Source organism: Pseudomonas sp. BS3767 (genome assembly GCF_900099665.1).
GTDB classification, from domain to species: domain Bacteria; phylum Pseudomonadota; class Gammaproteobacteria; order Pseudomonadales; family Pseudomonadaceae; genus Aquipseudomonas; species Aquipseudomonas cerasi.
Genome location: NZ_FNCX01000001.1, coordinates 727,398 through 753,717, shown reverse-complemented (window position 1 = coordinate 753,717; position 26,320 = coordinate 727,398). Strand labels below are relative to the sequence as shown.

At 60.4% G+C, this 26,320-nt stretch carries 23 protein-coding genes, 1 tRNA gene and 1 pseudogene; 16 read left to right on the top strand and 9 right to left on the bottom strand.

Going from position 1 to position 26,320, the window contains the following annotated elements; all coding sequences use genetic code 11:
• The first annotated feature begins 2 nt into the window (after positions 1-2).
• From uvrC to BLR16_RS02820, 3 genes are all read left to right on the top strand, one after another.
• The gene (gene uvrC, locus BLR16_RS02830) at positions 3-1,826 is read left to right on the top strand and encodes an excinuclease ABC subunit UvrC (protein WP_003393963.1); all 1,824 of its coding nucleotides are present in this window, start codon (positions 3-5) and stop codon (positions 1,824-1,826) included.
• A gap of 32 nt (positions 1,827-1,858) precedes the next feature.
• Positions 1,859-2,419, top strand: a complete 561-nt coding sequence (gene pgsA, locus BLR16_RS02825; RefSeq protein ID WP_003400851.1) for a CDP-diacylglycerol--glycerol-3-phosphate 3-phosphatidyltransferase — start codon at positions 1,859-1,861, stop codon at positions 2,417-2,419.
• A gap of 66 nt (positions 2,420-2,485) precedes the next feature.
• Positions 2,486-2,561: transfer RNA gene (locus BLR16_RS02820), tRNA-Gly, on the top strand.
• A gap of 92 nt (positions 2,562-2,653) precedes the next feature.
• On the opposite strand, the gene BLR16_RS02815 is transcribed toward BLR16_RS02820, so the two are convergent.
• Positions 2,654-3,112, bottom strand: a complete 459-nt coding sequence (locus BLR16_RS02815; protein ID WP_003364316.1) for a thiol-disulfide oxidoreductase DCC family protein — start codon at positions 3,110-3,112, stop codon at positions 2,654-2,656.
• A gap of 142 nt (positions 3,113-3,254) precedes the next feature.
• Here BLR16_RS02815 and BLR16_RS28520 point away from each other — a divergent pair, with 142 nt between their 5' ends.
• Positions 3,255-3,503 carry a hypothetical protein gene (locus tag BLR16_RS28520; protein WP_003364314.1) on the top strand — a complete coding sequence of 83 codons (249 nt, stop codon included), beginning with the start codon at positions 3,255-3,257 and terminating at the stop codon, positions 3,501-3,503.
• Positions 3,504-3,591: 88 nt separating this feature from the next.
• Here the strand turns inward: BLR16_RS28520 and BLR16_RS02805 are convergent, their stop codons facing one another.
• From BLR16_RS02805 to xylA, 4 genes are all read right to left on the bottom strand, one after another.
• Positions 3,592-4,728: a sugar ABC transporter permease gene (locus tag BLR16_RS02805; RefSeq protein ID WP_003435507.1), complete on the bottom strand. Its 1,137-nt coding sequence runs from the start codon at positions 4,726-4,728 to the stop codon at positions 3,592-3,594.
• The gene (gene xylG, locus BLR16_RS02800) at positions 4,729-6,285 is read right to left on the bottom strand and encodes a D-xylose ABC transporter ATP-binding protein (protein ID WP_003435506.1); all 1,557 of its coding nucleotides are present in this window, start codon (positions 6,283-6,285) and stop codon (positions 4,729-4,731) included.
• A 102-nt stretch (positions 6,286-6,387) separates the two neighbouring features.
• Positions 6,388-7,392, bottom strand: a complete 1,005-nt coding sequence (gene xylF / locus BLR16_RS02795; protein ID WP_003364306.1) for a D-xylose ABC transporter substrate-binding protein — start codon at positions 7,390-7,392, stop codon at positions 6,388-6,390.
• A gap of 133 nt (positions 7,393-7,525) precedes the next feature.
• Positions 7,526-8,842 carry a xylose isomerase gene (xylA, locus tag BLR16_RS02790; protein ID WP_074806202.1) on the bottom strand — a complete coding sequence of 439 codons (1,317 nt, stop codon included), beginning with the start codon at positions 8,840-8,842 and terminating at the stop codon, positions 7,526-7,528.
• Positions 8,843-9,011: 169 nt separating this feature from the next.
• On the opposite strand from xylA, the gene BLR16_RS02785 reads away from it, so the two are divergent.
• On the top strand, positions 9,012-10,199 hold the full coding sequence (locus tag BLR16_RS02785) for a XylR family transcriptional regulator (protein ID WP_003364299.1): 1,188 nt from the start codon (positions 9,012-9,014) through the stop codon (positions 10,197-10,199).
• Positions 10,200-10,376: 177 nt separating this feature from the next.
• A complete protein-coding gene (locus BLR16_RS02780; RefSeq protein ID WP_074806205.1) occupies positions 10,377-10,847 on the top strand; it encodes a DUF3237 family protein in 471 nt (156 codons plus the stop codon).
• A gap of 98 nt (positions 10,848-10,945) precedes the next feature.
• Here the strand turns inward: BLR16_RS02780 and BLR16_RS02775 are convergent, their stop codons facing one another.
• Entirely contained in the window at positions 10,946-11,374 is a 429-nt protein-coding gene (locus BLR16_RS02775) for a VirK family protein (protein ID WP_074806208.1), read from the bottom strand.
• Positions 11,375-11,537: 163 nt separating this feature from the next.
• Here BLR16_RS02775 and BLR16_RS29175 point away from each other — a divergent pair.
• The 6 genes and pseudogenes from BLR16_RS29175 to BLR16_RS02745 form a co-directional block, all read left to right on the top strand.
• A pseudogene (locus tag BLR16_RS29175) lies at positions 11,538-12,059 on the top strand (MCP four helix bundle domain-containing protein); the annotation flags it as partial.
• Positions 12,033-13,211 (top strand): methyl-accepting chemotaxis protein, encoded by a 1,179-nt coding sequence (locus tag BLR16_RS02770; RefSeq protein ID WP_371123443.1) that lies wholly within the window; start codon positions 12,033-12,035, stop codon positions 13,209-13,211. The pseudogene BLR16_RS29175 and the gene BLR16_RS02770, both read left to right, overlap by 27 nt.
• A 243-nt stretch (positions 13,212-13,454) precedes the next feature.
• Positions 13,455-14,459: a sugar ABC transporter substrate-binding protein gene (locus BLR16_RS02760; RefSeq protein ID WP_054080983.1), complete on the top strand. Its 1,005-nt coding sequence runs from the start codon at positions 13,455-13,457 to the stop codon at positions 14,457-14,459.
• A 15-nt stretch (positions 14,460-14,474) separates the two neighbouring features.
• Positions 14,475-16,046: a sugar ABC transporter ATP-binding protein gene (locus BLR16_RS02755; protein ID WP_092194085.1), complete on the top strand. Its 1,572-nt coding sequence runs from the start codon at positions 14,475-14,477 to the stop codon at positions 16,044-16,046.
• Positions 16,033-17,037 carry an ABC transporter permease gene (locus BLR16_RS02750; RefSeq protein WP_044307984.1) on the top strand — a complete coding sequence of 335 codons (1,005 nt, stop codon included), beginning with the start codon at positions 16,033-16,035 and terminating at the stop codon, positions 17,035-17,037. Before BLR16_RS02755 ends, BLR16_RS02750 begins: the two co-directional genes overlap by 14 nt.
• Positions 17,034-18,020: an ABC transporter permease gene (locus tag BLR16_RS02745; RefSeq protein ID WP_046719338.1), complete on the top strand. Its 987-nt coding sequence runs from the start codon at positions 17,034-17,036 to the stop codon at positions 18,018-18,020. The genes BLR16_RS02750 and BLR16_RS02745 overlap by 4 nt, the downstream gene beginning before the upstream one ends.
• Positions 18,021-18,027: 7 nt before the next feature.
• Here BLR16_RS02745 and BLR16_RS02740 read toward each other — a convergent pair whose 3' ends face one another.
• A complete protein-coding gene (locus tag BLR16_RS02740; RefSeq protein ID WP_074806216.1) occupies positions 18,028-19,266 on the bottom strand; it encodes an acyl-CoA dehydrogenase family protein in 1,239 nt (412 codons plus the stop codon).
• Positions 19,267-19,691: 425 nt separating this feature from the next.
• Here BLR16_RS02740 and BLR16_RS02730 point away from each other — a divergent pair, with 425 nt between their 5' ends.
• From BLR16_RS02730 to BLR16_RS02720, 3 genes are read left to right on the top strand one after another with little or no spacing between them, the layout of a single operon-like run.
• Positions 19,692-20,906 (top strand): SfnB family sulfur acquisition oxidoreductase, encoded by a 1,215-nt coding sequence (locus tag BLR16_RS02730; protein WP_074806222.1) that lies wholly within the window; start codon positions 19,692-19,694, stop codon positions 20,904-20,906.
• A gap of 15 nt (positions 20,907-20,921) precedes the next feature.
• Positions 20,922-21,362: an acyl-CoA dehydrogenase gene (locus BLR16_RS02725; RefSeq protein WP_074806225.1), complete on the top strand. Its 441-nt coding sequence runs from the start codon at positions 20,922-20,924 to the stop codon at positions 21,360-21,362.
• 4 nt (positions 21,363-21,366) lie between these two features.
• A complete protein-coding gene (locus BLR16_RS02720) occupies positions 21,367-22,767 on the top strand; it encodes an LLM class flavin-dependent oxidoreductase (RefSeq protein ID WP_074806228.1) in 1,401 nt (466 codons plus the stop codon).
• 134 nt (positions 22,768-22,901) lie between these two features.
• On the opposite strand, the gene BLR16_RS02715 is transcribed toward BLR16_RS02720, so the two are convergent.
• Entirely contained in the window at positions 22,902-23,585 is a 684-nt protein-coding gene (locus BLR16_RS02715; RefSeq protein WP_074806231.1) for a response regulator, read from the bottom strand.
• A complete protein-coding gene (baeS, locus tag BLR16_RS02710; protein ID WP_074806234.1) occupies positions 23,582-24,973 on the bottom strand; it encodes a sensor histidine kinase efflux regulator BaeS in 1,392 nt (463 codons plus the stop codon). Before baeS ends, BLR16_RS02715 begins: the two co-directional genes overlap by 4 nt.
• A gap of 144 nt (positions 24,974-25,117) precedes the next feature.
• Between baeS and BLR16_RS02705 the strand changes: the two genes are divergently transcribed.
• Positions 25,118-26,320, top strand: a complete 1,203-nt coding sequence (locus tag BLR16_RS02705; RefSeq protein WP_003435486.1) for an efflux RND transporter periplasmic adaptor subunit — start codon at positions 25,118-25,120, stop codon at positions 26,318-26,320.

Below are 26,320 nucleotides of genomic sequence, written 5' to 3'. Positions count from 1 at the left end.
ACATGACCCAGACTTTCGATCCAAGTGCATTTCTCGCGACCTGTAGCGGTCGTCCCGGCGTCTACCGTATGTTCGACGCCGAAGCCACACTGCTTTACGTCGGCAAGGCCAAGAACCTCAAGAAGCGTCTTGCCAGCTATTTTCGCAAGACCGGACACGCGCCCAAGACCGGAGCGCTGGTGTCGCGCATCGCCCAGATCGAGACCACCATCACGGGCAACGAAACTGAAGCGCTGTTGCTGGAGCAGACCCTCATCAAGGAGTGGCGGCCCCCGTACAACATTCTCTTGCGTGACGATAAGTCCTATCCCTATGTGTTTCTGTCCGATAATGCCTTTCCGCGACTGAGCATTCATCGTGGTACCAAGAAAGCCAAGGGCCGTTATTTCGGGCCTTACCCGAGTGCCGGCGCGATTCGCGAGAGCCTTAGCCTGCTGCAGAAGACCTTTCAGGTGCGGCAGTGCGAGGACAGCTACTTCAAGAACCGCACGCGTCCTTGCCTGCAATATCAGATCAAACGTTGCAAAGGGCCGTGTGTCGGGCTGGTCGAGCCTGAGGTGTATGCCGAGGACGTACGTCACTCGGTGATGTTTCTCGAAGGGCGCAGCAATGCCCTGAGTGACGAACTGAACGCCTCCATGGAAAAAGCCGCGATGGCGCTCGATTTCGAACGCGCAGCCGAGTTGCGCGATCAGGTCGCCTTGCTGCGCCGCGTCCAGGATCAGCAAAGCATGGACGGCGGTACCGGCGATGTCGATGTGGTCGCCGCGTTCGTCAACCCTGGCGGCGCCTGCGTGCACCTGATCAGCGTGCGGGGCGGGCGGGTGCTGGGCAGCAAGAACTTCTTCCCGCAGGTCGGCATAGAAGAGGAGGTCGGCGAAGTGATGTCGGCATTCCTGGCTCAGTATTTCCTCGGCGGCATCGACCGTGAACTGCCCGGCGAAGTCATCGTCAATGTCATCAACGACGATTTCCCTGCGTTCGTCGACGCCGTCGAAGAACTGCGCGGCGTCGAGATGGTTATCAGTCATCGCGTGCGCGGCACCCGGGCGCGCTGGCAGCAAATGGCGGTCACCAATGCCGAGCAGGCACTGACCGCGCGGCTGGCCAACCGTCAGCATGTTGCGTCGCGGTTCGAAGCGCTGGCCAAGGTGCTGGGTCTCGAAGACCCACCGATGCGTCTGGAATGCTACGACATCAGCCACTCCAGTGGTGAGGCGACCGTAGCATCCTGCGTGGTGTTTGGCCCCGAAGGCCCGATCAAGTCCGATTACCGGCGTTTCAATATCGAAGGCGTGACGGCAGGCGACGACTATGCTGCCATGCACCAGGCGTTGACCCGACGTTATAGCCGCATCAAGGCCGGGGAGGGCAAGTTGCCGGACGTGCTGCTGGTGGACGGTGGCAAGGGTCAGATGTCCATGGCGCGTGACGTGCTAAATGAATTACAGGTTCCTGACCTCATCCTGCTCGGTGTGGCCAAGGGCACCACGCGCAAGGCAGGTTTCGAGACGCTGTACCTGAACGACTCAGCGCATGAATTCACGTTGCCCGGCGACTCTCCGGCCCTGCACCTTATTCAGCAGATTCGCGACGAGGCGCACCGTTTCGCGATCACCGGCCACCGTGCGCGCCGGGGCAAGACCCGGCGTACATCGACCCTCGAGGGCGTCGCGGGTGTCGGGCCGACCCGGCGTCGTGATCTGCTCAAACATTTCGGTGGATTGCAGGAATTGTCCCGTGCCAGCATCGATGAAATAGCAAAAGCACCCGGAATCAGCAAAAAGCTGGCAGAGTCGATTTATGCAAACCTGCACAGCGAGTAGAATGCTCGTTCACCTCGTAGCCAGTTGTGCCGATGAATATCCCTAATCTGATCACCGTACTACGCGTTTTACTGATTCCGATCTTCATTTTGTTGTTCTACATGCCTTACCACTGGAGCTACATGGCGGCCAGTGCAGTCTTTGCGTTCGCTGCGGCGACCGACTGGCTCGACGGGTATCTGGCCCGCCGTCTTGAACAGAGCACGCCCTTTGGCGCCTTTCTCGATCCAGTAGCAGACAAACTGATGGTGGCCGTGGCATTGGTGCTGCTGGTTCAGGCGCATGCCAATCTTTGGCTGACGCTGCCCGCAGCGGTGATCATCGGCCGTGAAATCGTAATCTCTGCGCTCCGCGAATGGATGGCGGAAATCGGCGCGCGTGCGCAGGTTGCCGTTTCCAACATGGGCAAGTGGAAGACAGCGGCGCAGATGCTCGCGCTGGTCATTCTGCTCGGCAACCCGCCGGCCATCACCCTGTGGGTGATTCTCGGCTATGCGCTGCTGCTCATTGCTGCGGGGCTGACACTCTGGTCCATGGTGCAATACCTGAGAGCCGCGTGGCCGCACCTCAGGACGACTGCAGAAAAAAAATAAGTTTTTGAATCAAAGGCTTGACGCCGCTATCTGAAACGCTAGAATAGCGCCCGTCATCAAGACAATGCGGGAATAGCTCAGTTGGTAGAGCACGACCTTGCCAAGGTCGGGGTCGCGAGTTCGAGTCTCGTTTCCCGCTCCAAATATTGATTCACTGAATCCTCGAGGTTCACTGAGTCAGCAAAAAAAGACGCTTAGGCGTCTTTTTTCGTTTTTGCGGTAGGCAGTCCTTGTTTACCTTTCCGTACTGGAAGTCCGCTTGTCCGAAGCAGGTTTTGCGTCCGGGATCGCACAGCTGTTGCTACTGCAACGGCGGCTGCCGTCAGGGTGGGGCAGCCAGGCAAGGTAAGGGCGCGAGCGGCAGAAAAGCCGATAGCCCAGGTTGAACAGCGGCCTCATGAATCGCCATGACAGCGGCGCGACCCACGCACCCAGGCCGGCCGCTCGCCAACTCCAGAGTGTCGCGTCCAGACCCTTGACCCACGTGCCATCGCTGAATCTGGCGTGCAGTAACGACTCCATGTCTTCAAGTGTGAATCCCAGAGAAGTGGCGTCAAAGGCGTCATCACGGATATCCACGAACAAGAGCCGCTCAGGCTTTGCATGGGCGCGCAATGTTCTGACTTCTCGGGCACAGAGCGGGCAGTCACCATCAAAGTAAAGCGTCAGCGGCCAGTCAACTTTCTTGTACATCGCTAGTAGTCTTGTATAGGTTTTTTACACCTTATGCTCAAAAGGCCGTGCTGACAATGGGCGGTGACTGTCGTCCTGGTCTCCAAGGCTCCGACAGTCGCGGATCCAGACACGTGTCATAGCGGCAGTAGCGGCCCAGCGCTTGGGCACACTCGGCCAGCTCGGGCCGGTGCAGCCAGATGGCCAAGGGACCTCGTACACCTTTGCGAGGGCCATTGGCCATGCCATCGAACGACCGGGCATTCGCTCCACGGTTTCGTTGACCACGCTCAAGGATCGTAGAAGCAGCCGCCTGGCGTTGAGTTGGGAGAAAATCCTGTTGGAGACTCTGGAGGAACTGGTGACGGTAGGCGCGTGGAAGGACGCCACGCTGTGGCTGGGGCGGGATTGAAGAGGAGTGCTTCAAAGAGATTCAACAGCAGTGAAGCCAAGGCTAATGATACTTCTCAGGCAGCCCGGCCTCACAGCCGGGCTTCCCATCAGCGCCGCCCGGCGCGGGTACTCACGTCTACCCACACCGCCAGCACCAGAATGCCGCCCTTGACGATCATCTGCCAGTAACTGTCGACGTCGAGCATCGACATGCCGTTGTCGAGACTGGTGATCACCAATGCGCCGAGCAGCGCACCGTAAACAGTGCCTGAACCGCCACGCATGGACGTGCCGCCGATGAAGCATGCGGCGATGGCGTCGAGTTCGCCCATGTTGCCGGCCGAGGGTGAGCCGGCGGCCAGGCGTGCGGTGTTGACCAGCCCTGCAAACGCGCACATCACGCCCATGATGCCGAAGATCCACAGCTTCACGGCCTGTACGTTGATGCCGGACAGGCGCGTGGCTTCCATGTTGCTGCCAACGGCGTAGACCCGGCGTCCGAAGACCGTCTGGCTGGTGACGTAGCTGAACACGCCGAGCAGGATCAGCAACAGCAACACCGGAACGGGGATTCCGTCGTAGCTGTTGAGCACATAGACAAAGCCGCCCAGCACGGCGCCGATCAGCAATACACGCAACACATCACGAATCAGCGAATGTGCCGCCAGCCCGTGCAGCGCTCTGTTGCGCCGCTGTTTCCAGGTCAGGAACAGCGTCAATGCCAGCAACAGAATACCGAGCCCTGTGCCGACCGCATGCGGCAGATAGCCCTGGCCGATATAGACCAGCGACGGCGACACCGGGGCGATGGTCGTGCCGCCGGTGATCCCCAGCAGGACGCCACGAAACGCAAGCATGCCACCCAGCCCGACAATGAACGAGGGGATCCGCAGGTAGGCAGTCATGTAGCCATTGGCGAGGCCGATCATCAGGCCGCACAAGGCCACCACGCTCAGGTTCGCCAGCAGCGGAACGTGGTAAACCACATCCAGAATCGCCGCCAGGCCACCGAGCAGGCCAAGCAATGAGCCCACCGACAGGTCAATCTCACCGCTGATGATCACCAGCACCATGCCGCAGGCCAGAATCCCGGTAATGGACATCTGTCGCAGCAGGTTGGACAAGTTGCGCGGGGTGAGGAAGCCGCCCTCGGTCTGCCAGCTGAAGAACAGCCAGATAACGGCAATGGCAATCACCAGCGCGAGCATTTTGTAGCGGGTAAAGAACTGTTTGACCTGGTTCATCTACGCAGTCTTCCGGGCGTTATTGTGAGGGGCATCGGAGTGGCTGAGTGCAGCGGCGAGCACCTGCTCCTGAGTCAGTTCATGGTTGATGAAGTCGCCGCGTAACTGGCCTTCGCCAATCACCAGTACACGGTCGGACACGCCCAGCACTTCGGCCAGTTCCGAAGACACCATGATGATCGATACACCCTCGGCTGCCAGCGCACCCATCAGCTTGTAAATCTCGTACTTGGCACCGACATCGACGCCGCGGGTGGGCTCGTCGAGAATCAGAACGCGCGGGCGGGTCAGCAGCATCTTCGCCAGCACGGCTTTCTGCTGATTGCCGCCTGACAGGCTGGTGATCGGCAAAAACGGGCTGGCCGTCTTGAGATGCATGCGCGAGATTTCCCGGTCGATACTGCCCAGCTCGGCTTCAGCGTCGATGCGGGTCATGTTCGAGTAGCTGTCGAGGACCGCGAGGGTGATGTTCTGACCGACACCCAGGTCCGGAATGATGCCCTGGCGCTTGCGGTCTTCGGGCACCATGCACAGGCCGGCGCGGATCGATTTGAGCGGCGTGCGCGTGTCGATCATCTGGCCATCGAGCCACACTTCACCGCTGTATCGACCCGGATAGGCGCCAAACAGGGCGGATACCAGTTCGGTGCGGCCCGCGCCCACCAGCCCGGCGATGCCGAGGATCTCCCCGCGCCTGAGGCTAAACGACACGTCGTCAACCCGCTTGCGCCTGGGGTTATCGACGTCATGGCAGGTGATATGCCGCGCTTCGAAAATCACCTCGCCGACATCATGCGGCTCGGTGGGATAGAGGTTGCTCATTTCGCGTCCGACCATCTGGGTGATGATCTTCGGAATGTCCATGTCCGCCATTGCGGTGGTTGCGATATGTTTGCCGTCGCGGATGACTGAAATGGTGTCGCATACGGCGGCCACTTCATCGAGTTTGTGCGAGATGTACACGCACGCGACCCCCTTGGCCTTCAGGTCACGAATGATGTCCAGCAGCACCTCGATTTCGGAACGGGTCAGGGCCGAGGAAGGCTCGTCGAGAATCAGCAGGCGCGCCTTCTTGTTCAGCGCCTTGGCGATTTCCACCAGTTGCTGGTAGCCGCCGCCATACTGGGAAACCGGCAGCGCCACGTTCATGTCAGGCACTTTGAGCTCACGCATCAGCGACTCGGCGCGGTGGATCATGGCCGGATAATTCATGCGCCCGCCGGGAAGCGTCAGCTCGTGACCCATGAAGATGTTTTCGGCCACCGACAGGTCCGGGACCAGCGTCAGCTCCTGATGGATGATGACGATCCCGGCCGCTTCCGTTTCGCTGATCGATTGTGCCTTGAGCGGTTGGCCGTCCCACAGGATCTCGCCCTCCCAGGTGCCGTGGGGATAGACCGCCGACAGGACTTTCATCAATGTCGACTTGCCCGCGCCGTTCTCGCCGCACAGGCCGACGCATTCGCCGGGCTTCACTGTTATATCAATGCCGTTGAGCGCTTTTACACCGCCGAAGGATTTGACGATGCCGTTCATTTGCAACAGGTAGTCAGACATGGCGCAGGGCTCTACGAAGGTGTGATGGCTTGGCCTGAGCGGCGACCCTGCCTAACTGCAGGGTCGTGCTCTGGCTTTCAGCGACGTATCAACGATCGAGGCTCATTGCCCGTCAATCTGCGCCTTGGTGTAGAACCCGTCTTTCTCCAGCAGGTCGATGTTGTCCTTGGTCAGCAAGGTCGGGGTCAGCAGCATGGTGTCGACTTTCTTCATGCCATTGTCCGACTGCGAGTCAAACTTCGGTTTCTCATCGTTGCGCACCAGTTGCACGGAGAGCTTGGCGGCTTCCGTGGCAATCAGTTTCAGCGGCTTGTAGACGGTCATGGTCTGCGTGCCATCGATGACCCGCTTGACCGCCGCGAGGTCCGCATCCTGGCCCGAGATAGGGACTTTGCCGGCCAGTTTCTGTGCGGCGAGGGCCTGAATCGCGCCGCCGGCAGTCGCGTCGTTGGAGGCGACGATGCCGTCAATCTTGTTGTTATTGCGGGTCAGGGCATTTTCAACAATGCTCAGGGCTTCGGTCGGGTTCCACTCCTTTACCCACTGCTGGCCGACGATCTTGATGTCACCTCTGTCGATAGCCGGTTGCAGCGCTTTCATCTGGCCTTCACGCAGTATCTTGGCGTTGTTGTCGGTGGGCGCGCCGCCGAGCAGGAAGTAATTGCCCTTGGGCGCTGCTTTCAGCACGCCGTTGGCCTGCATCTCGCCGACCTTTTCGTTATCGAAGGAGATGTACGCATCGATATCGGCATTTAGGATCAGCCGGTCATACGACACCACCTTGATCCCGGCCTTTTTGGCTTCGGCAACGGCGTTGGTGAGCACGGTGGCGTTGAACGGCACGATGACGATCACATCGACGCCGCGAGAGATGAGGTTTTCTATCTGCGAGATCTGTTTCTGTTCATTGGCATCCGCCGATTGCACGAAGACCTTGGCGTCCAGCTTTTCCGCCGCAGCAACGAAGTAATCACGGTCGCGTGACCAGCGTTCCAGGCGCAGGTCATCAATGGAAAAACCTATTTTCGGGTGCGCAGAGTCGGCCATGACCGGCAGGGACAGCAAGGCCAGCGCGCTGGCGAGCAGCGTACGTTTGAGGGTGTTCATAGGGTGCGTCCTTTTATTGTTGTTTGAGACACTTCTTGACTGAGGGTGATACCGATAGAACTGTAGAGCTTTGCCGGACGTCGCGTATGAAGATTTGTCGCCTGAATGTCACGGCGACGTCCAGCTACGCCGGTCAGGTGTAGATAAAGCGATTGACCACACCTTCGAGCAGTTCCTGGCGGCCACTGACGGCCTGCGGGTTCAACTCGTTGGCGAAGGCGTGTTCGGCGAGCGATGCAAGGCTGAACTCGCCCGCCAGTACCGATTGTCCGAAAGGCTGCTGCCAGCCGGCGTAGCGCTGATCCTTGAAGTGCTGGAGTTTATCGTTCTGCACCATGGCGGCGGCACGCTCCAGCGCCAGGGCAAGGACATCCATCGCGGCGACGTGGCCGTGGAACAGATCGATATCGTCGAGGCTCTGGCGACGCACCTTGGAGTCGAAATTGAAACCGCCATTGGTGAAGCCGCCAGCCTTGAGGATCTCGTAGGTGGCGAGGGTCATCTCTTCGACGCTGTTGGGAAACTGGTCCGTGTCCCACCCGTTCTGTGGGTCGCCACGGTTGGCGTCGATGCTGCCGAAGATCCCCAGCGAGATCGCCGTGGCGATTTCGTGGTGGAAGCTGTGCCCGGCCAGCGTGGCGTGGTTGGCCTCGATATTGACCTTGATCTCGTTTTCCAGGCCGTACTGCTGTAGAAAGCCGAACACTGTGGCGCTGTCGTAATCGTACTGATGTTTGGTCGGCTCCTGTGGCTTGGGCTCGATCAGCAAGTCACCCTTGAAACCGATCTTGTGCTTGTGTTCAACGACCATGCGCATGAAACGTCCGAGTTGTTCGCGTTCACGCTTGAGGTCGGTATTGAGCAGGGTTTCGTAGCCTTCACGACCGCCCCACAATACGTAGTTGGACCCTTTGAGACGCTGGGTGGCATTCATCGCGCTGAACACCTGGGTCGCGGCGTAGGCAAACACTTCAGGGTCCGGGTTGCTGGCAGCGCCTGCGGCGAAACGCGGGTTGCTGAAGCAGTTGGCCGTGCCCCACAGCAGTTTTATGCCGCTCTGTTCCTGATGGCGCTCCAGGTGATCGACCATGTGCGCGAAGTTGTGGCGATATTCCTTCAGTGAGGCGCCTTCCGGTGCCACATCGGTGTCGTGGAAGCTGTAGTAATCGATGCCGAGCTTGGAGAAAAACTCGAACGCCGCTTCGGCCTTGCCGATGGCCAGTTCCATCGGGTCACCGGAACCTTGCCATGGGCGCTTGAAGGTGCCGACACCGAACATGTCGGCACCCGGCCATACGAAGGTGTGCCAATAACAGGCCGCCATGCGCAAATGCTCGCGCATGGGTTTGCCGAGGACCAGCCTGTCGGCGTCATAGTGGCGAAAGGCGAGGGGCGAGTCGCTGTCAGGGCCTTCATAGCGAACCCTGTCGACGTCGGGGAAGTACGGCATGAGCGTTTTCCTTATTGTTCTTGGCGGTGTCTGGATACTAGCAACGGCCCAGCGTGCGCTGATTATGAAAATCGCCAACGCACAGTGCGATTTTGAGTGTTGAGATTCGCCGGTCAGCGGCCTAGTCTGTGGCCAACGGCGTCGTGCTTATCGAATCGGCATAAAAACAATGAAAACCGTACCTCCCGTTCACCGTATTGCGCTGTTATTCAACGGCAGCAAGATTTATGACCGCGGTATCATCAGCGGCATCGGCAACTACCTCAGCAGCACCCGGGTGTCCTGGGACCTGTTTCTGGAGGAGGATTTCCTCTGTCGCCTGAAAGGCATCGAGCGCTGGCAGGGCGACGGGATCATTGCCGATTTTGATGACCCGCTGATCGGCGAGGCACTGGCCGGGATCAAACTGCCGGTGGTGGCAGTCGGTGGGTCCTATCAGGACGAACGCGCCTACCCGAAGGGCATTCCTTATGTGGCGACTGACAATCACGCCTTGATCAAGGCGGCCTATGAGCACCTGATCGAGGCCGGGCTGACACGCTTTGCCTGCTTCAGCCTGCCTGAAGCGCAAGCCAATCGTTGGGCCCAGGAGCGCGAGCAGGCCTTTCGCCGCTTGCTGCAACGCGACGGCCTGCACGCCGAGGTCTATCGTGGTCTGGGCACCAGCGCGCCGCTCTGGGACAGCGCCGTAGAACAGCAGATCGCCTGGCTGCAAAGCCTGCCCAAGCCGATCGGCATCATCGCCGTGACCGATGCGCGCGCTCGTCAGCTATTGCAGGCCTGCCTGACCGCCGGAATCGCCGTTCCCGAACAGGTGGCACTGATCGGCATCGACAATGATCCTTTGACCAGAACCCTCACTCGCGTGCCTCTGAGCTCGGTCGTTCAAGGCACCGACACCATGGGTCGCACCGCTGCACGTCTGCTGCACCAGATGTTGCACGGCATGCCGTCCTCGGGCACACACATTCTGATACCGCCGGATACTGTCAACGTGCAGGCGTCGAGTCTGCATCAGCCTTTGGGTGACCCCTATGTCATGCAAGCGCTGCTGTTTATCCGGCAGTACGCGTGCCAAGGCATCAAGACTGCACAGGTAGCCGCCTATGTGGGCGTTTCGCGTTCGTCACTGGAGTCACACTTTCGCCGGGTAAGGGGCTGCAGCGTGCATGACGAGATTCTGCGTTTCAAACTGGCTGCCGCTGCAAACGGACTGGAAAACACCGGGCTGGCCATTGCCGAGATCGCCCGCGATTGCGGTTTTCGGTCTGCGCAATACCTGCACACTGTGTTTCGTCGCGAGTTCGGCTGCACGCCGCGAGAGTACCAGCAGGGTGGAGGTGCTGCGGCGTCATGAACGCTGGAGGCCTGGGCGGTGAGCGACAAGCTTTGAATGCATTCCTTCCTATACCCCTCATAAAAGTACCAATCGGTTCGCTTAAGTTGACAGTTTCCAGGCGTCCGGGCTAAAACATACACCTTGGTACAGTTATGAACGAATCATCAGTCTTCACAGCACGATGGGACGTAGGGGATAGAGACGATGCAGTTGCATGAAATATTGACCATTCACCTGCGTATCGATAAGCCGCAATTGCTTTGCGACCCTTCGAAGATGCAGCGCAGCAGCTGTGAAATACAGGGTGGAGAGTTTCGTGGCAAGCGATTGCAGGGGCAGGTACTTCCTGGAGGCAGCCTTTATCTGGTGCCCCAGGGCGACGACCTTGCGCGTGTCAGCCTGTACTACACCTTGTTCACTGATCAAGGAGTGAATATAGAGGTAGTAGGCGAGGGGCTCCTGGCAGGGCATGAAACGGACCGGGCGCCTTTGACCGAATCGAGTTTTACGTGCAGCAAGCAGTTCAGCGTGCCTGCCGGTGCGCATGATCACTTGCAGCGGAATCTGTACGTCGGCAGGGTGAGCATCAAGCCGGGGGATGACAGCCTGCGTGTCAGCATTTTTCAGGTCAACGACCGGCAAGCAGACATTGAAAAAAACAGCTGACGTGAAGACGCGCAGCGAGCTTTAATTCTGACGGCGTGGGGCTGGTCTCTCCCTCACGCCGACCTCTTCCTGTTTATGCAGTCATGCGTTGAGCCAGCTCATCCGGCAAAAAAGCTTAGTCCCTTGCCGACCGCACACTCATAACTCACCGGAGTGCCCACCTGCTGATAACCAGGAACATTCAGTGTCGTCATGCTGAATGTGGCTGTGCCGTTCGAGCGTATCTGATAGCGAATGAATTGCTCGACGGGCTTGTTATCGCGATCGAGGCTGAAGTGAGTGTCCGAAAACGCCAGGGTGCCGTCGGGTGTGATGCGATAGGCATCGATGCGTTTGCCGCCTTTGGTTTTGGACGGCTCGGCGCCTGCGATCGAGGATTTGCATTGTCCCAGGTCGATCACCACGGCGACCGATTCTCCAGTGTTCAACGCCTGGGTGATGGCGGAGTAGGTGGGTAGCGCATCGCCTGCGTGAGCGAGGCCTGGCAGTGAAAGAGCAAACAGTGCGGCGGCGTAGCAAGGTTTCATGGCAGCTCCAGGAAGTCAGTCTGAAGGGTGAAAAGACCCGTCCATCTCGCGATTATCGAGCGTCGCGAAACCTACCATAAGCTTCGATTCGGGTGGGCCTTGATAATAGTGGCACCTCTCTGTTCGGAGCATCTTCATCCTTTTTCCTGTTCTGCCGATAGGAATGACGATACTCATTTATTTACCGGTCACGGGAAGGGGATTGAAGATGCTGAGACAGCTGAAAATAGCCGCGCGGACCTCCGCCTGCTTTGCTGTGATGGTGGTGCTGGTGTTCGGGCTTGGTATTTTCAGCATTCGGCAATTGCACGGTATTCGTGAGCAATCGCTTGAAATCGAAAACGACGCGCTTCCAGGGATTGCGCTGGGTGACGATATTGCCCTGGCGGTCGAGAAAACCCGCACCACCGTGGCCAAAATGCTTGCCACGCATGATCTTGCGCAGGTGGCTCAGGCTCACAACGAGTTTCTTGAAAGGAAGGCCGGTTTCCAAAAGGCCGTAGAGGCCTACGACCCGCTGATCACCGATGATAACGAGCGCGCGCTCTTCGAGGGGCTGAAGAGCACTTATCAGGGCTACATCGAGCGTGCCGAGAAGGTCTATACGCTGATCAACGAGAATCAGGCAGAGGCCGGAAGGGGGCTCGTCTGGGGCGAGATGAAGGCCATGGCGGAAAGTATCGAAGCCGCCCTTGGCAAGCTGGAAAAGATCAATGATGACTCCGAAGCCGAATCCAGCGCTGCAGCGACGTCGGTGTATGAAAACGCCCTGATCGTCACTCAGGGGGTTATGTTTCTGACGGTGTTGCTGACCGTATTGCTCGCCTGGCGCCTGACCAAAAGTCTGGCAGTGCCGATCAGTCAGGCGCTGCACAGCTCGGAAACCATTGCTGCGGGCGACCTGCGTCCCAGCGCAATCAACCGTGAGGGCACTGATGAAGCGGCCCTGTTGCTGCAATCGATGGAGCGCATGCGCGGCAATCTGAGCCAGACCCTGAGTCAGGTGGGCGATGCCGCTCACCAACTGGCGTCGGCCACGGAAGAAATGAGCGCCCTGATGGTCAACAGCAACGCCGACCTGGTGGTGCAGAACAGCGAAATCGAAATGGCGGCCACCGCGGTCACCGAGATGAGCCAGGCGGTCGATGAAGTCGCGCGTAATGCGGTGGCCACCTCGGAAGAATCCAAAGCCTCTTCGGTGTCGGCCCGCGAAGGTCAGGAAGAGCTCAATCAAACCGTCCAGTCGATCCTTGAGCTGACCCGCAATGTCGGCACCGCGTCGGTCGAGGCGCAGGCGCTGGCAACCCGCACGCTGGATATCACCAAGGTGCTGGATGTCATTCGCGCGGTGTCCGAGCAAACCAACCTGTTGGCCCTTAACGCTGCCATTGAAGCGGCACGCGCGGGTGATGCCGGACGGGGTTTTGCCGTGGTCGCCGACGAGGTACGCGCTCTGGCACACCGCACCAGCGAATCGACTCGCGAGATCGAAACCATGGTCGGGCACATCCAGCAGGGCACCAAAAGTACCCTGGTTGCGCTTGAAGTCAGTACCGATCAGGCGCAGCGCACCAAACAACAGGCCGAGTCGGCCAATGCTGTGCTGGCCAGCATCGCCAGTTCGGTCATGGTCATCGATGAGCGCAACACGGTAATCGCCAGCGCCTCTGAAGAACAAGCGCTGGTCGCGCGGGAAGTGGACCGCAACCTGGTGCGCATCCGTGACTTGTCGGCACAATCGGCGGTGCGCACCGGCCAGACCGGCAGCGCCAGCCAGTCGCTGGCCGAGCTGGCGAGTGATCTGACGATCACGCTGGGGCAGTTCAAGCTCAGATAACACGCTCCTGTAGCAGGCACGCTCCCGCATCGATTCGCTGTTGTACGGGCAACAGCGAACCGACAATGTGTTCGGCGTTTGCGCCGGTAAAACCGGCTACTGCGCACCCACACCATCCAGCGCAATGGCGCGAAAGCGCCTGCCGCCGGGCCTCGCGCCATAGCCAGTCGCAGCGCACGGCTTTGGGCATGACCTGTGCACTGCCGATCAGGATTGTTTTCCTGAGCCAGCGGAGCCACCCGAATGCCTGATGCCGTCCCGACCTTCAAGACAAACCGCCTGCATGCAATAGGGCGCACACTGTTGATGACCCTGTTGGCCACCAGTCTCGTCGCAACTGCGTATGCCGAGGACAGCGACGTGCCTTCGCTGGCGGGCAAACGCATTGCGATCAGCATGACCGGCACCAGTCACTACTTCGATATCAAGGCCTTCCAGGCGCAGGTGGCTGAGGTCAAGCGCCTGGGCGGCACGCCCATCACGCTCGATGCCGGTCGCAACGACAAGAACTTGGTCAATCAATTGCAGACCGTGGTCACGCAAAAGCCGGATGCAGTGATCCAGACTCTCGGCACCCTCAGTGTTATCGACCCTTGGCTCAAGCGCATCAGCAAGGCGGGGATTCCGCTGTTCACCATTGATGCGCCATCGCAATACAGCCTCAACAACACCACGTCCGACAACGTGGCCACGGGCAAGGCACTGGCCGGGCAACTGATCAAGGACGCAGGTGGCCAGGGTAATGTGCTGGTGTTCAATGGCTTTTATGGCGTGCCGGTCTGCGCCATTCGTTATGACCAGCTCAAGTTGGTACTCAAGGATCATCCGCAGCTGAAAATCATCGAGCCCGAGTTGCGCGATGTCATTCCCAACACGGTTCAGGACGCCTACTCGCAAGTCTCGGCGTTGCTCAACAAGTACCCCAAAGGCACTGTCTCGGCGATCTGGGCCGCTTGGGACATCCCGCAACTGGGCGCCAGCAAGGCACTGATCGATGCCGGCAGAACCGAAATCAAGACCTACGGCGTCGACGGCACACCGGAAGTGCTCGAGCTGATGCGCCGTGACGATTCGCCGGTGGGCGCCGTAGTTGCCCAGCAGCCTGCACTGATCGGCAAGACTGCGGTGCAGAACGTCGCCCGCTACCTGGCCGGACAGCACGATCTGCCGAAGGAGACCCAGGTGCCAACCCTGCTGACGACGGCCGCCAACCTGCCTGACGTGCAAAAGCTCAGAGGCGATAACTGACGCGGGAGATCGATCATGGGATCAGCGATTGCAGACGTTGAAGTGGCGCCACCGGCCTTGCACTTGGCGGGTATCAGCAAGTGCTTTGGCGCCACCCAGGCGCTGGACGGCGTAAACCTTAAGGTCGAGGCCGGAACGATTCACGGGCTTGTGGGAGAAAACGGGGCGGGCAAGTCGACCCTGATCAAGATCCTCGCTGGTATTCATCGTGCCGATGCCGGCAGTTTGAGTATTCACGGCCAGCCGTTCGACAGTTTCACGCCGCGTCAGGTCGAAGCCGCAGGCGTGCATTTCATTCATCAGGAGCGACTGCTGCCGGGCAGCTTCAGCGTCGGCGAGGCACTGTTTTTCGGGCAGGAAATCAAGCGTGGCCCCTTCGTTGATCGCCGCGCCCAGGAGCGCGAAGCGGCAAGGCTTCTGGACGATTACTTTGCCATACGCCTGCCTGAGGGGGCTTTGGTACGTGACCTGGACAGCGCTCAGCGGCAGATACTGCAGATCACTCGTGCGTTGCTGGCCAGGCCGAAGGTGCTGGTGTTCGATGAGCCGAGTGTGTCACTGGTGAAGCAGGAGGTGGACCGCTTGCTGGGCATTGTCCGCCGCCTGCGCGATGAAGGGCTGACCATTGTCTACATTTCCCACTATTTGCAGGAGATCGAATCGCTGTGTGATCAGGTCACCGTGCTGCGTAACGGACGCGATGTGGCGGTGGTCGATCCGGCACTCACCAGCACCGCGCAGATCGCCCGGCTGATGGTCAATCGGGAGGTCGGCGAGCAATATTTTCGTGCCCGGACATTACCCGGCACGCCCGTGCTTCAACTGCGCGGGCTGGGGGCAGGGCGCTTCTACGACGGCGTTGACCTGAGCGTGCGGCGTGGCGAAGTGCTGGGCCTGACCGGGCTGGTCGGCTCGGGTGCCAAGGAGCTGCTCAAAAGCCTGTTCGGGCTGCTCAAGCCGGATCGCGGCGAACTGTTGTTGAACGGTCAGCCGTTGCAGCTGAAATCACCACGTGACGCGGTACGCAATGGCATCGCGCTGGTCCCCGAGGAGCGCCGCACGCATGGCGTGGCACCGGCGCTTTCGGTGCTGGAGAACATCACGCTGGCCAGCCTGGGGCGCTTCAGCCGCTGGGGATTGCTCGACGCTGCGGCGCAAGCCGGGGAAAGCCAACACCTGATCGATGAACTGGCAATCAAGACCTCAGGCCATGATGCGCCGGTGCACGCGCTCAGCGGTGGCAACCAGCAAAAGGTTGCGCTGGGCAAATGGCTGAGCCGCCATTCGACGTTATACCTGCTGGACGAGCCCAGCGTGGGTGTCGACATCGGCGCTAAGGTGGAGATCTACCGGTTGATTGCCCGGCTTGCGGAGGACGGTGCAGCGGTGCTGGTGCTGTCGTCGGACTTGCCGGAGCTGATTGGCATCACTCAGCGCATTGTAGTCCTGCACAGAGGACGCATTGCAGGCGAATTCGACTCATTGAGCATCGACAGCGACCAGTTGCTGGCCTGCGCCACGGGCGCCAGTGAAAGCGACCATGACAGCCAATCATGCCCTCCGGAGGCCCATTATGTCCGCGCTTGATCTATCAATCGCACAGGCTGGCGATCCAGCGCAACGCTGGCTCGTGCAACTGGCGCAGCGTGGGTCGTTGCTGGTGTTTCTGGCGATTCTGCTCGGCTTTGCCGTCAGTGCGCCTGACTTCCTCAGCCTCGGCAACATCAGCAACGTGTTCGCCCAGTCAGCAACGCTCGGCATACTCGCGCTGGGCCTGACCTGCGTGGTTATCGGTGGTGGTTCCAATGTGGTCAGCGGCGGCCTGGACCTGTCGCTGGCGGCCAATCTCGGTCTGTGTGCGGCCGTCTACAGCAGCCTGAACAATGCCGGGCTCGATGCCTGGCAAGCGATTGGCCTGACGCTCGGCTGCGGCCTGCTGGTCGGCGCGTTCAACGGTCTGGCGGTGGTGTTTTTACGCTTGCCGCCGTTACTGGCAACGCTGGCGAGCATGAACCTGATTGCCGGCCTGGAACTGGTGCTGACCCAGAACACTGTGCTCGCGACCGACTCGGCATTGCTGGACAGCCTGGCGTCCGGCGTCTGGCTGGGTGTTCCTGCGCTGGCCTGGGTGCTGCTGGGCGTCGCGGCGGTGTTGTGGCTGGTGATTCAGCACAGCGCGTTCGGCTTGCGTCTGTACGCCATCGGTGAATACCCGCAAGCAGCCGAGGCTGCCGGGTTGAATCTGCGGCGCTATGTGTTTGCCAGTTACCTGATTGCCGGAGGCTGCGCCGCGCTGGCTGCATTCTGCTCCGCAGCTTTTTTCAGTGGCAGCACGACCGGTTCCGGTGACATGTTGCTGTCAGTGGTGGCCATTGCCTTTCTCGGTGTGGTGTTCTCGCGGCGTCTGACCGCCAACATTCCCGGCACGCTGTTGGCGACGCTGCTGCTGGGCTTTTTGATCAACGGCTTTCAATTGCTGAACATTTCCAGCTTCTGGGTCAACGGCGTGCAAGGCGTGTTGATTCTGTTGGTGGTGGCATTTTCCGGAGCATTCGGCCGCCGGGAGGGTGAACAATGAATACGCTGACCCTGACGAACTCTTCGACGCTGATCAAGGTTCTGCCGCGCCTGTTGCCAGCGGTCCTGCCGCTGTTGGTGCTGATCATCCTGCTGTTTTTCGCGATCAATGCGCCGGGCTTTCTGAGTTGGGGCAACCTGTCGAGTCTGGTACTGAACAACTTCGTGTTGCTGGCCATCGTGGCAATCGGCATGACCTGGGCTGTTGCGGCTGGCGGTATCGATCTGTCGGTGGGAACGGCGCTGGACTTTGCCAGCCTCGGTTTTGTGGTCACGCTGAATGGCGGTCATGGTCTGGGGGCGGCCATTGCGGTCGCTATGCTGGCAGGTGGCATGGCCGGGGCGTTCAACGCGATGCTGATCGCCGGGCTGCGTATTTCGCCGTTTCTGGCGACGCTGGGTACGCTGTTTATCGGCACCAGCGTGCAGCAGTTGTTATCCGACGGTGGCCAGCCGATCTATATCGCTCAGGGCGTGTTACCGGGGATCAGCGCTGTGCTGATCCTCGGCGTGCCATTGCCGCTGCTGGTGGTCGGGTTGCTGGCAGGACTTTACGGGCTGGTCCTGGCGCGCGGGCGTCTGGGACGGGAAATCCTTGCGCTGGGCACGCAGCCGCAACTGGCGTATTACTCGGGCCTGCCCACGCGACGCATTGCCGTGCAGGTGTTTTTCGCCAGCGCGCTGGCCTGCGCAGTGGCGGGTATCCTGCTCAGCTCGACGGTCAACGCCTACGTGCCGATGTCAGGCAACGCCTACCTGATCAATGCCATCGGCGCCGTGTTCATCGGTACGACGCTCAGCCGTCAAGGGCGTCCGAATATTCCGGGCACACTTTTGGGCGTGCTGTTCATCAACGTGATCGCCAATGGCCTGTTGCTGATCGGCTGGAACTTCTATTGGCAGCAGGTTGCGACCGGGGCGCTGATCTTTCTGGTGCTGGCGTTCAGTTTTACCAGTCGCCACCTGCTGCGTAACGCGGCGTAATTACCCCTCAAGCGTTACCTTTACCGCTGCCGATCTGCCAGACAAACGGCGGCTCGGTGCCGTTGATGCACCAGTCACCGACAATGCGCGCCTTGTAGATCAGCGGATTGTGCGATGCCGCTGTGCGCGCATTACGCCAGTGGCGATCCAGCGCCTTGTTGACGCTGACACCTGAAGCGCCCAGTGCGTTGAACAGATCGCTGGCAGCGCGCAGTACCAGTTCCGAGACGATCACCTGTGCCTTGGCGGTCTCGATTTCGGCGGCGATATTGGCGTCTTTTTCCCGCTGTGGGTCATCTCCGAAGCGTGCCAGGTACGCACGCTGCAACGGCTCGGCGGAGCGCAGCGTTGCGGCCTCGGCGGCGTAAACCTGAGCGGCGACCTGACCGACCACTTGCTGCACTTGTGAGTCCTGGCTGACGCTCCCGGCGTTGCCATGGCTGAAGACGCGTTTGCGATCGCGCACTTCCTGAGCGATGTCGCGTTCGACAGCTCGACCAATCCCGGCCAGCACCGCCAGCAGCACCAATTGATAAAACGCCGTCTGGTATTTGAAGCGTTGCTCGAACGGTATGACGTGTGTGGCCGGCAGCGGTACGTTGTTGTAGACCGAGGTGCCGCTGCCGGTGGTGCGCTGGCCGAACCCGTCCCAGTCGTCACTGTGACGCACGCCGGCATGCCTGGCGTCGACGACCGCGATCACATCTGCGCCGGTATCGGAGCGCTGGGCGTAGACGTCTATCCAGTCGGCAAAGATGCTGCCGGTGCTGTAAAACTTGGTGCCGTTGAGCACGAAACCGTCGCCTTGCGGGCTGACTTTGGTAATCACGTCGCCGATTTTCACCGCACCGACTTCGGTCCAGCCGTTACCCACCAGATCCCCGGCCACAAAGCGCGCAAACCACTGGTCACGGTCCGCGCCGGGTGGTGCATTCAGGCGGTCTTCGACGAAAGCGAAGTGCGCGCGCAGGGCTTGCGGAATGTTCGAGTCGGCTTCGGCCAGCTCGATCAGCAGTTGAAACAGCTGGCTGATCGATGCACCCGCACCGCCATATTCGATAGGCACACGCACAGCGCCGAAACCGGCTTTCTGCAGCCAGGCAATCGGCTCATGGGGCAGGGCGCGAGCTTTTTCGCGTTCGACGCTGCCAGCGCCAATCTCACGGAAGATCGGGCGAAATCGGTTGGCCAGGGTTTCGTAATCGGTCCCCAGCGAGAGCGGGTTTGAGCCGGTTGTTTGAGTCATGCAGTACTCCTGAGCGCGAAGAGATCGGCACATGGGCCGGTGGAAGGTTCGCCAGGCTCTCTGCATGCTTTGTGCCTGAATGTAACTGATTGATTTTAATGATTTATTTATGATTCGCTGTTTTTCTTGTTGATCAGCCAACAGTGGCATGACCGCTGGCTGGCCAATCGCACAGCGTTGTCAGCCATGCCGGCAGCTCGTCGGCCTTGGAATACCTGTGCCTGCGCTGGATGTGCTGTGAGTGCGCCGCTGTTCGGCCAGCAACAGCGATCGAACATTTTGCTCTGCGGGGTGCCGTCATGCATGAGCTGATATATGCAAATTATTGATTTTAAATGAATTATTTTTCGGCATGGGCTGTGCAATGTTCAGGGTCAAGCGTGTTGAGTGTTTTCAACCTGTCGCCAACGAGCAGGAGCCTGTCCATGAGTTTTCCTTCCTCTCTTCCCACTGCCGCACCTCCCGCCGCGCACGTCATTGGTTCGGATGCCGAAGCCATCGAAGTGGCCAGGGCACTGGCCGGTCGCTTCGCTGAGGAAGCTTCAGCGCGTGATCGCGAACGGCGTCTGCCAGTCGCCGAGCTGGATGAGTTTTCCGCCAGTGGACTGTGGGCCATTACCGTACCCAAGGCCTACGGCGGTGCGGGCGTTTCCTATGTCACCGTCGCGGAAGTGATCAAGCTTATTTCTGCCGCCGACCCTTCACTCGGGCAAATCCCGCAGAACCACCTGGGCGTGCTCGATATCCTCTTGCAGACCGGCACCGAGGAGCAGAAACGCCACTACTTCGGCAAGGCGCTGGCCGGCTACCGCTTCGGCAATGCGTTCTCCGAGTCGAAAAGCAAGAACGCCGGCGCCTTTCAGACCCGGATTCGCTTCGAGGGCGAGCACGCGGTGCTGGACGGCGAAAAGTTCTACTGCACCGGCGCACTGTTCGCGCACCTCGTGCCGGTTTCAGGCGTCAACGAGCAGAATCAGGCGTTCATCGCCTTCGTCGAACGCGACAATCCGGGCCTGACCATCATCGATAACTGGGACGGTTTCGGGCAGCGCACCACGGCCAGCGGCGGGGCTGTTTTGAAAGCCGTTCGCGTACCGTCGAGTGCGGTGATCCCGGCGTATCGCGCTTTCGACGAACCGACGGCCAATGGGCCGATTTCGCAGATCATTCAGGCCGCGGTGGACACCGGCATTGCTCACGGCGCGTTCGAGGAAACCCTGAAGCACGCCCGGTTGGCGCGGCCATGGATAGACAGCAAGCAGGATTTCGGCTGGCAGGACCCGTTCAGCATTGCCGCCATCGGCGACTTGCAGTGGCGCCTGCACGGCACCGACGCGATCCTCGCTAAAGCCGGGCACGCCATCGATCACGCCCTGGCCGAACCCAGTGAAGCCAGCGTTGCACAGGCCTCGGTGATTGTCGCCCAGGCCAAGGTGCTGTCGGCGCAGATTGCCTTGCTCGCCGGCAGCCAGCTGTTCGAACTGGCCGGCACCCGCTCGGTGCTCGGCAAACTCAATCTCGACCGCTACTGGCGCAACGCGCGGACCCACACGCTGCATGACCCGGCGCGCTGGAAATATCACCTGATCGGCAATCAGGTGCTCAACAGCATTGCACCGCCACGCCACGCCTGGAACTGATCAAGGAGTATGCCCATGACGCATCCCGCTATTACCGCACAACTGGCGGTCGCCGCCGAAGACCTTGATCAGGCGCGCCAGGGCCTGCAAGACACCCTCGAGTACCTGCGTGAGCACGGTCGGCCGTGGTCGCTCAGTGGTCTGCAGCGCGTGGTCGATGACCCTTATGTGATCAGCAAGGTCGGGGACCTGCAGATTCGTCTGGACGTCGCCGCCGCGCTGCTGGAGCGCGCCGGGCGTCTGGACGCTTCTGCCGAGCAACACCTGATCGCCAGCAGCGAGGCGGTCATTGCCAGCGCCGAGGCTCTGCAGGCGGTGGGCAATATTCAGTACGAATTGACCGGGCAGCGCCCGTTATTGCCAGCCCCGGCCGGCCGTGAGCCGCTGCGCTGGCACTATCAGGTTATCGGCAATCAACGCCTCAACGGCGTGGTTCCGCCACAGCTTCAGGAGTAAGTGCATGCCTCGCCAAATCCGCCTTAATGCGTTTGACATGAACTGCGTCGGCCATCAATCGCCGGGCCTCTGGGCACATCCGCGTGACCGTTCCTGGCAGTACAAGGACCTCGAATACTGGACCGATCTGGCGAAAATTCTCGAACGCGGCAAGTTCGATGGTTTGTTCATTGCCGATGTGCTGGGCATTTACGACGTCTATCGCGGCAACGGTGAGGCGGCAATTCGCCAGGCTACTCAGGTGCCGGTCAACGACCCGTTGCAGCTCATCCCGCCCATGGCGCTGGTGACCGAACATCTGGGCTTCGGCCTGACCGCGTCGCTGTCGTTCGAACATCCCTATCCGTTTGCCCGTCGCCTGTCGACGCTGGATCACCTGACCAAGGGGCGTGCGGGCTGGAATATCGTCACCTCGTATCTGGAAAGCGGTGCGAAGAACCTGGGCCAGAAAACCCTGACCGAACATGACGCGCGCTACGACTACGCGGAGGAGTATCTGGAGGTTTGTTACAAACTCTGGGAAGGCAGCTGGGAAGACGGCGCGATTCTGCGTGACCGGGAGCGCCGCGTATTCAGTGATCCGAGCAAAATCCACGAGATTCGCCATGTCGGCAAACACTTCCAGGTGCCTGGCATCCATTTGTGCGAGCCGTCGCCGCAACGCACGCCTGTGCTCTATCAGGCCGGCGCTTCAAGTCGCGGCAAGCAGTTCGCCGCCGAGCACGCCGAATGCGTTTTCGTTGCAGCGCCCTCGAAAGTCCTGCTGAAAAAGACCGTGGCTGATATCCGCCGGCGCACCGTAGAGGCCGGTCGCGACCCGTCCAAGGTGCTGATTTTCAATTTACAGACGGTGATCCTTGGCGAGACGGATGCCAAGGCCAGGGCCAAATTCGAGGAATACAAAAGCTGGGTCAGTTATGAGGGCGCGATGGCCTTGATTTCCGGCTGGACCGGTATCGACTTCAGCCAGTTCAAGCCCGACGAACCCCTTCGTCACGTTCACACCAATGCCATTCAGTCGGCGGTCGAGACCTTTTCCAGCGCAGACCCGAACACGATATGGACGCCGCAGGCACTGGCCGATTGGGTCGGAATCGGTGGCTTCGGCCCGCTGTTTGTCGGCAGCCCGGAAACGGTGGCGGATCTGCTGCAGGAGTGGGTGGAAGAAACCGACGTTGACGGGTTCAACCTGGCGTACGCGCTGACCCATGAAACCTTCATCGATGCGGTCGAGCTGTTGGTGCCTGAGCTTCAGAAGCGCGGCGTCTACAAGACCGAATACGCCAAAGGCACGTTGCGCGAAAAGCTGTTTGGCGATGGGCCGCGTCTGGAAGCAAGTCATCCGGGCGCTGCCTTCCGTGACCTGGCTGCGCTGCAGAGGAACCGGCAGACGGAGAGTTCCTGAGGTGTGATGACTGTCGTTGCGCAGGCGGCGTGGCTCAGATTTGTGACGCGGAGCGTCACGACAGGCATTCCCACGCTGGAGCGTGAGGAACGATCGTCCTGTAACGATCGTACCCACGCTCCGCACAGGACCGGTCACAACTCCAGCTTGTAGCCCACCCCGTACAGCGACTGGATCGGGTCCTGACCCGGGCAGGCCTGCTCCAGTTTGCGGCGCAGGTTGCGGATGTGGCTGTCCACGGTGCGGTCGGTCACTACGCGGTGATCCGAGTAGAGCCTGTCCAGCAAGTGGTAACGGGAGAAGACCCGGCCCGGTGAGCGGGCGAAGGTCGCCAGCAGACGCAGTTCCACCGGGGTCAGGTCCAGGGTGACGCCGTTGAACGAGGCCTGGTAATGCGCTTCGTCCACCTGCAAACCCTTGGGCGTGTGCGGCTCGCTGGAAGCGCTCCGACGCAGGATGGCTTTGACGCGAGCGACCATCTCACGGGGGCTGAACGGTTTGCAGATGTAGTCGTCGGCACCGAGGTCCAGGCCGAGCAATCGGTCGATTTCCTCGACGCGTGCGGTGATCATCACAATGGGCACGTCGCTGAAGCTGCGCAGCTCCTTGCAAATGTCCATGCCATCACGCCCAGGCAGCATGATGTCGAGCAGAATCAGTTGTGGCGCGTTCGCTCTGACAGCGGGCACAACGTCCAGCCCGTTACTCAGGCAGTGGGTCGAATACCCGGCCGCGATCAGGTAGTCGCGCATCAGCGACGCCAGCTTGGGCTCGTCTTCGACAATGAGAATCGGTGTTTCGAGGCTTTTAGCGGTCATGGGCGCATGTGTCCGGGCAGGCACAGGGTCAGCCAGAGGCCGCCTGTGGGCGAATGGTCGGCGCTCAGGCTGCCGCCGTGGGCGAGGGCGATGCTGTGACAGATCGCCAACCCGAGACCCGCACCGCCGCTGGCGCGGTTACGTGAGGTTTCACCGCGATAGAAGCGTTCGAACAGTCTGGGCAGTTGCTGCGGGTCGACGCCGGGGCCGGAATCCATCACATCGACGCGCACCTCATCACCCAGCAGGGCAGCACGCACGTGCACTGTGCCACCGGCATCGGTGTAGCGCACCGAGTTTTCCAGAAGGTTGCTGATCAATTGCTGCAGGCGTCTCGGGTCTGCGTGCACCGGTAGAGCTCCGCCAGCAAGCTCCAGCTGCAAATGTAACTGACGGGCTGCGCAACGCTCTTCGAACATGTCAGTGATATTCGTCAGCAGCTCCGCCAGATCACAGTCGACCTTGCGGTAGGTCAGGGCGCCCACATCCGCCAGGGACAGCTCATACAGATCATCCACCAGCTTGCTGAGCATGCCGACTTCGCCCTGCAAAGACTTCATCGACGCCTGATCCAGTGTGCGCACGCCATCCTCAATGGCTTCCAGTTCGCCACGCAGGACCGACAGCGGGGTGCGCAGCTCATGGGACACGTCGGCCATGAATTCGCGGCGCATCTTCTCATTGCGCTCCAGGGTGTACGCCAGCTGGTTGAAGTCGCGCGCCAGTTGACCGACCTCGTCGTTCGAGGAAACCGCCACGCGGCTGGCGTATTCACCTGCGGCAAGGCGATGGGTTGCCGCGGCCACACGTTTGACCGGATCGAGCAGGGTGCGCGCGATCCACCAGGCAATCAGCACCGCCAGCAGCAGCGACAGCACACCCATCGCCAGGCTGGCGCGCAACTGGTACTGCTGAAAGCGCTCGCCACCGGCTTCGCTGACACTTTGAAAGGGCGTAACCGCCATCCAGCCGACGATTTTGCCGTCGACTTCCACCGGGCGCATGAACTCATCGTCATGGACCCCTGGAAAGCCCATCACCAGGTTCTTCTGCGCATCCAGCAGCGCGATCCGGAAGACCGCGCCGGTCAGGTCGGAGGTAGGCGGCGTCGCCAGCCCGGGGATGGCGAAATCCTGCGCCGGCTCCGGGCGCATCACTTCGAACCAGCGATCTTTGTTGTCACGCATGAATTCCCAACTGCCTTCGCGCGCATAGGCAGCGGCCAGCCGTGGCAGGACCGGCGACATGCGCTGCATGGCCTGTTCGTTGAGGTAACCCAGAAAGCCGCGGGCAAAACTCCAGTTCGCGGTCAGGCCCATGATCAGGATGACTGACAGCACGCTGGCCAATACCGCGACAAAGAGTTTGGTGGAGATGCTCGATTTCATGAAGGCTCGGGGTTTCCCTGAAGACGGCGTCCATTTAGGCCTTCGCGACGGCAAGTTTCAAGTCAACGCGGCAATCTTCAATTTTCCTGCACATTTGCCTCGCACTCTGACGTCAGGCTTTCGCCACAACGTCCTGAGGCAATCATGTCGAGCAAGATTTTCGCCAAATACCTGATGACTTTGACCTTTGTCATCTACGCAGCCCTTATCGGTCTTCTGAGCGGTTGTTCAGACGGCAATTCGCCGCCTGCTGCGGAGAAACCGAGCGTGTCGGTGGTCACCGTCAAACCGCGCAGCCAATCGCTGACCACCGAGCTGGCGGGGCGCACCAAAGCGTACATGGTTGCCGAGATACGGCCTCAGGTCAGTGGCATCGTGCAGCAGCGACTGTTCGTCGAAGGCGCCGAAATCAAGGCTGGTCAGCCGTTGTACCAACTCGACAGCGCGACCTATCAGGCGGCTCTGGCAGAGTCGCAGGCCACGCTCGCCAAGTCCCGGGCCACGCTCAAGTCCGCACAGGCCACCGCCAAACGCGATGTGCAACTGGCCAAGATCGATGCCATCAGCCAGCAGGATAAAGAAGACGCCGAGGCCAGCCTGCTGACTGCCGCCGCCGAGGTGAAAGTGGCGGAGGCCGATGTGCAGACCGCACGCATCAATCTGGCCTACACACGGATTACCGCACCTATCAGCGGCCGCATCGAGACCTCGACCGTGACCCCCGGTGCATTGGTGGTGGCCCAGCAGGACACTGCGCTGACCACAGTTCAGCAACTGGACCCGATTTACGTCGACGTCACCCAGTCCACCACCGAGTTGCTGCGTCTCAAGCGCGACCTGGCCAGCGGCAAGCTGCAAACCAACAGCGACGGGGAAGCCCGAATCACCCTCAAGCTGGATGACGGCAGCACCTACAGCCAGGAAGGCCGCCTGCAATTCAGCGGGGTCAGCGTCAATGAGGGCACCGGCACGGTGACGCTGCGTGCCAGCTTTGCCAATCCGGAGCGGCTTTTGCTGCCCGGCATGTACGTGGTGGCGGTGCTGGAGCAGGCGCAGGATCAGAATGCGATCCTGATTCCGCAGAAGGCCGTCACCCGCAGTGCCAGTGGCCAGACCACGGTGTTGCTGGTGGTTGACGGCAAGATCGAGCAGCGGGTGATCAGCGTCGACCGCACGGTGGGCAACCAGTGGTGGGTGAGCAGCGGGCTCAAGGCCAATGATCAAGTCGTGGTCGAAGGCGGACAGAAAACCCCGGTAGGCACCGAGGTTACTGTGCAGAGCGCTGACAACGCCGATTCGCCAGCGTCTGGTACTGCGGCCACTGCCGCTGCCGTGAAGGAGGGCTGA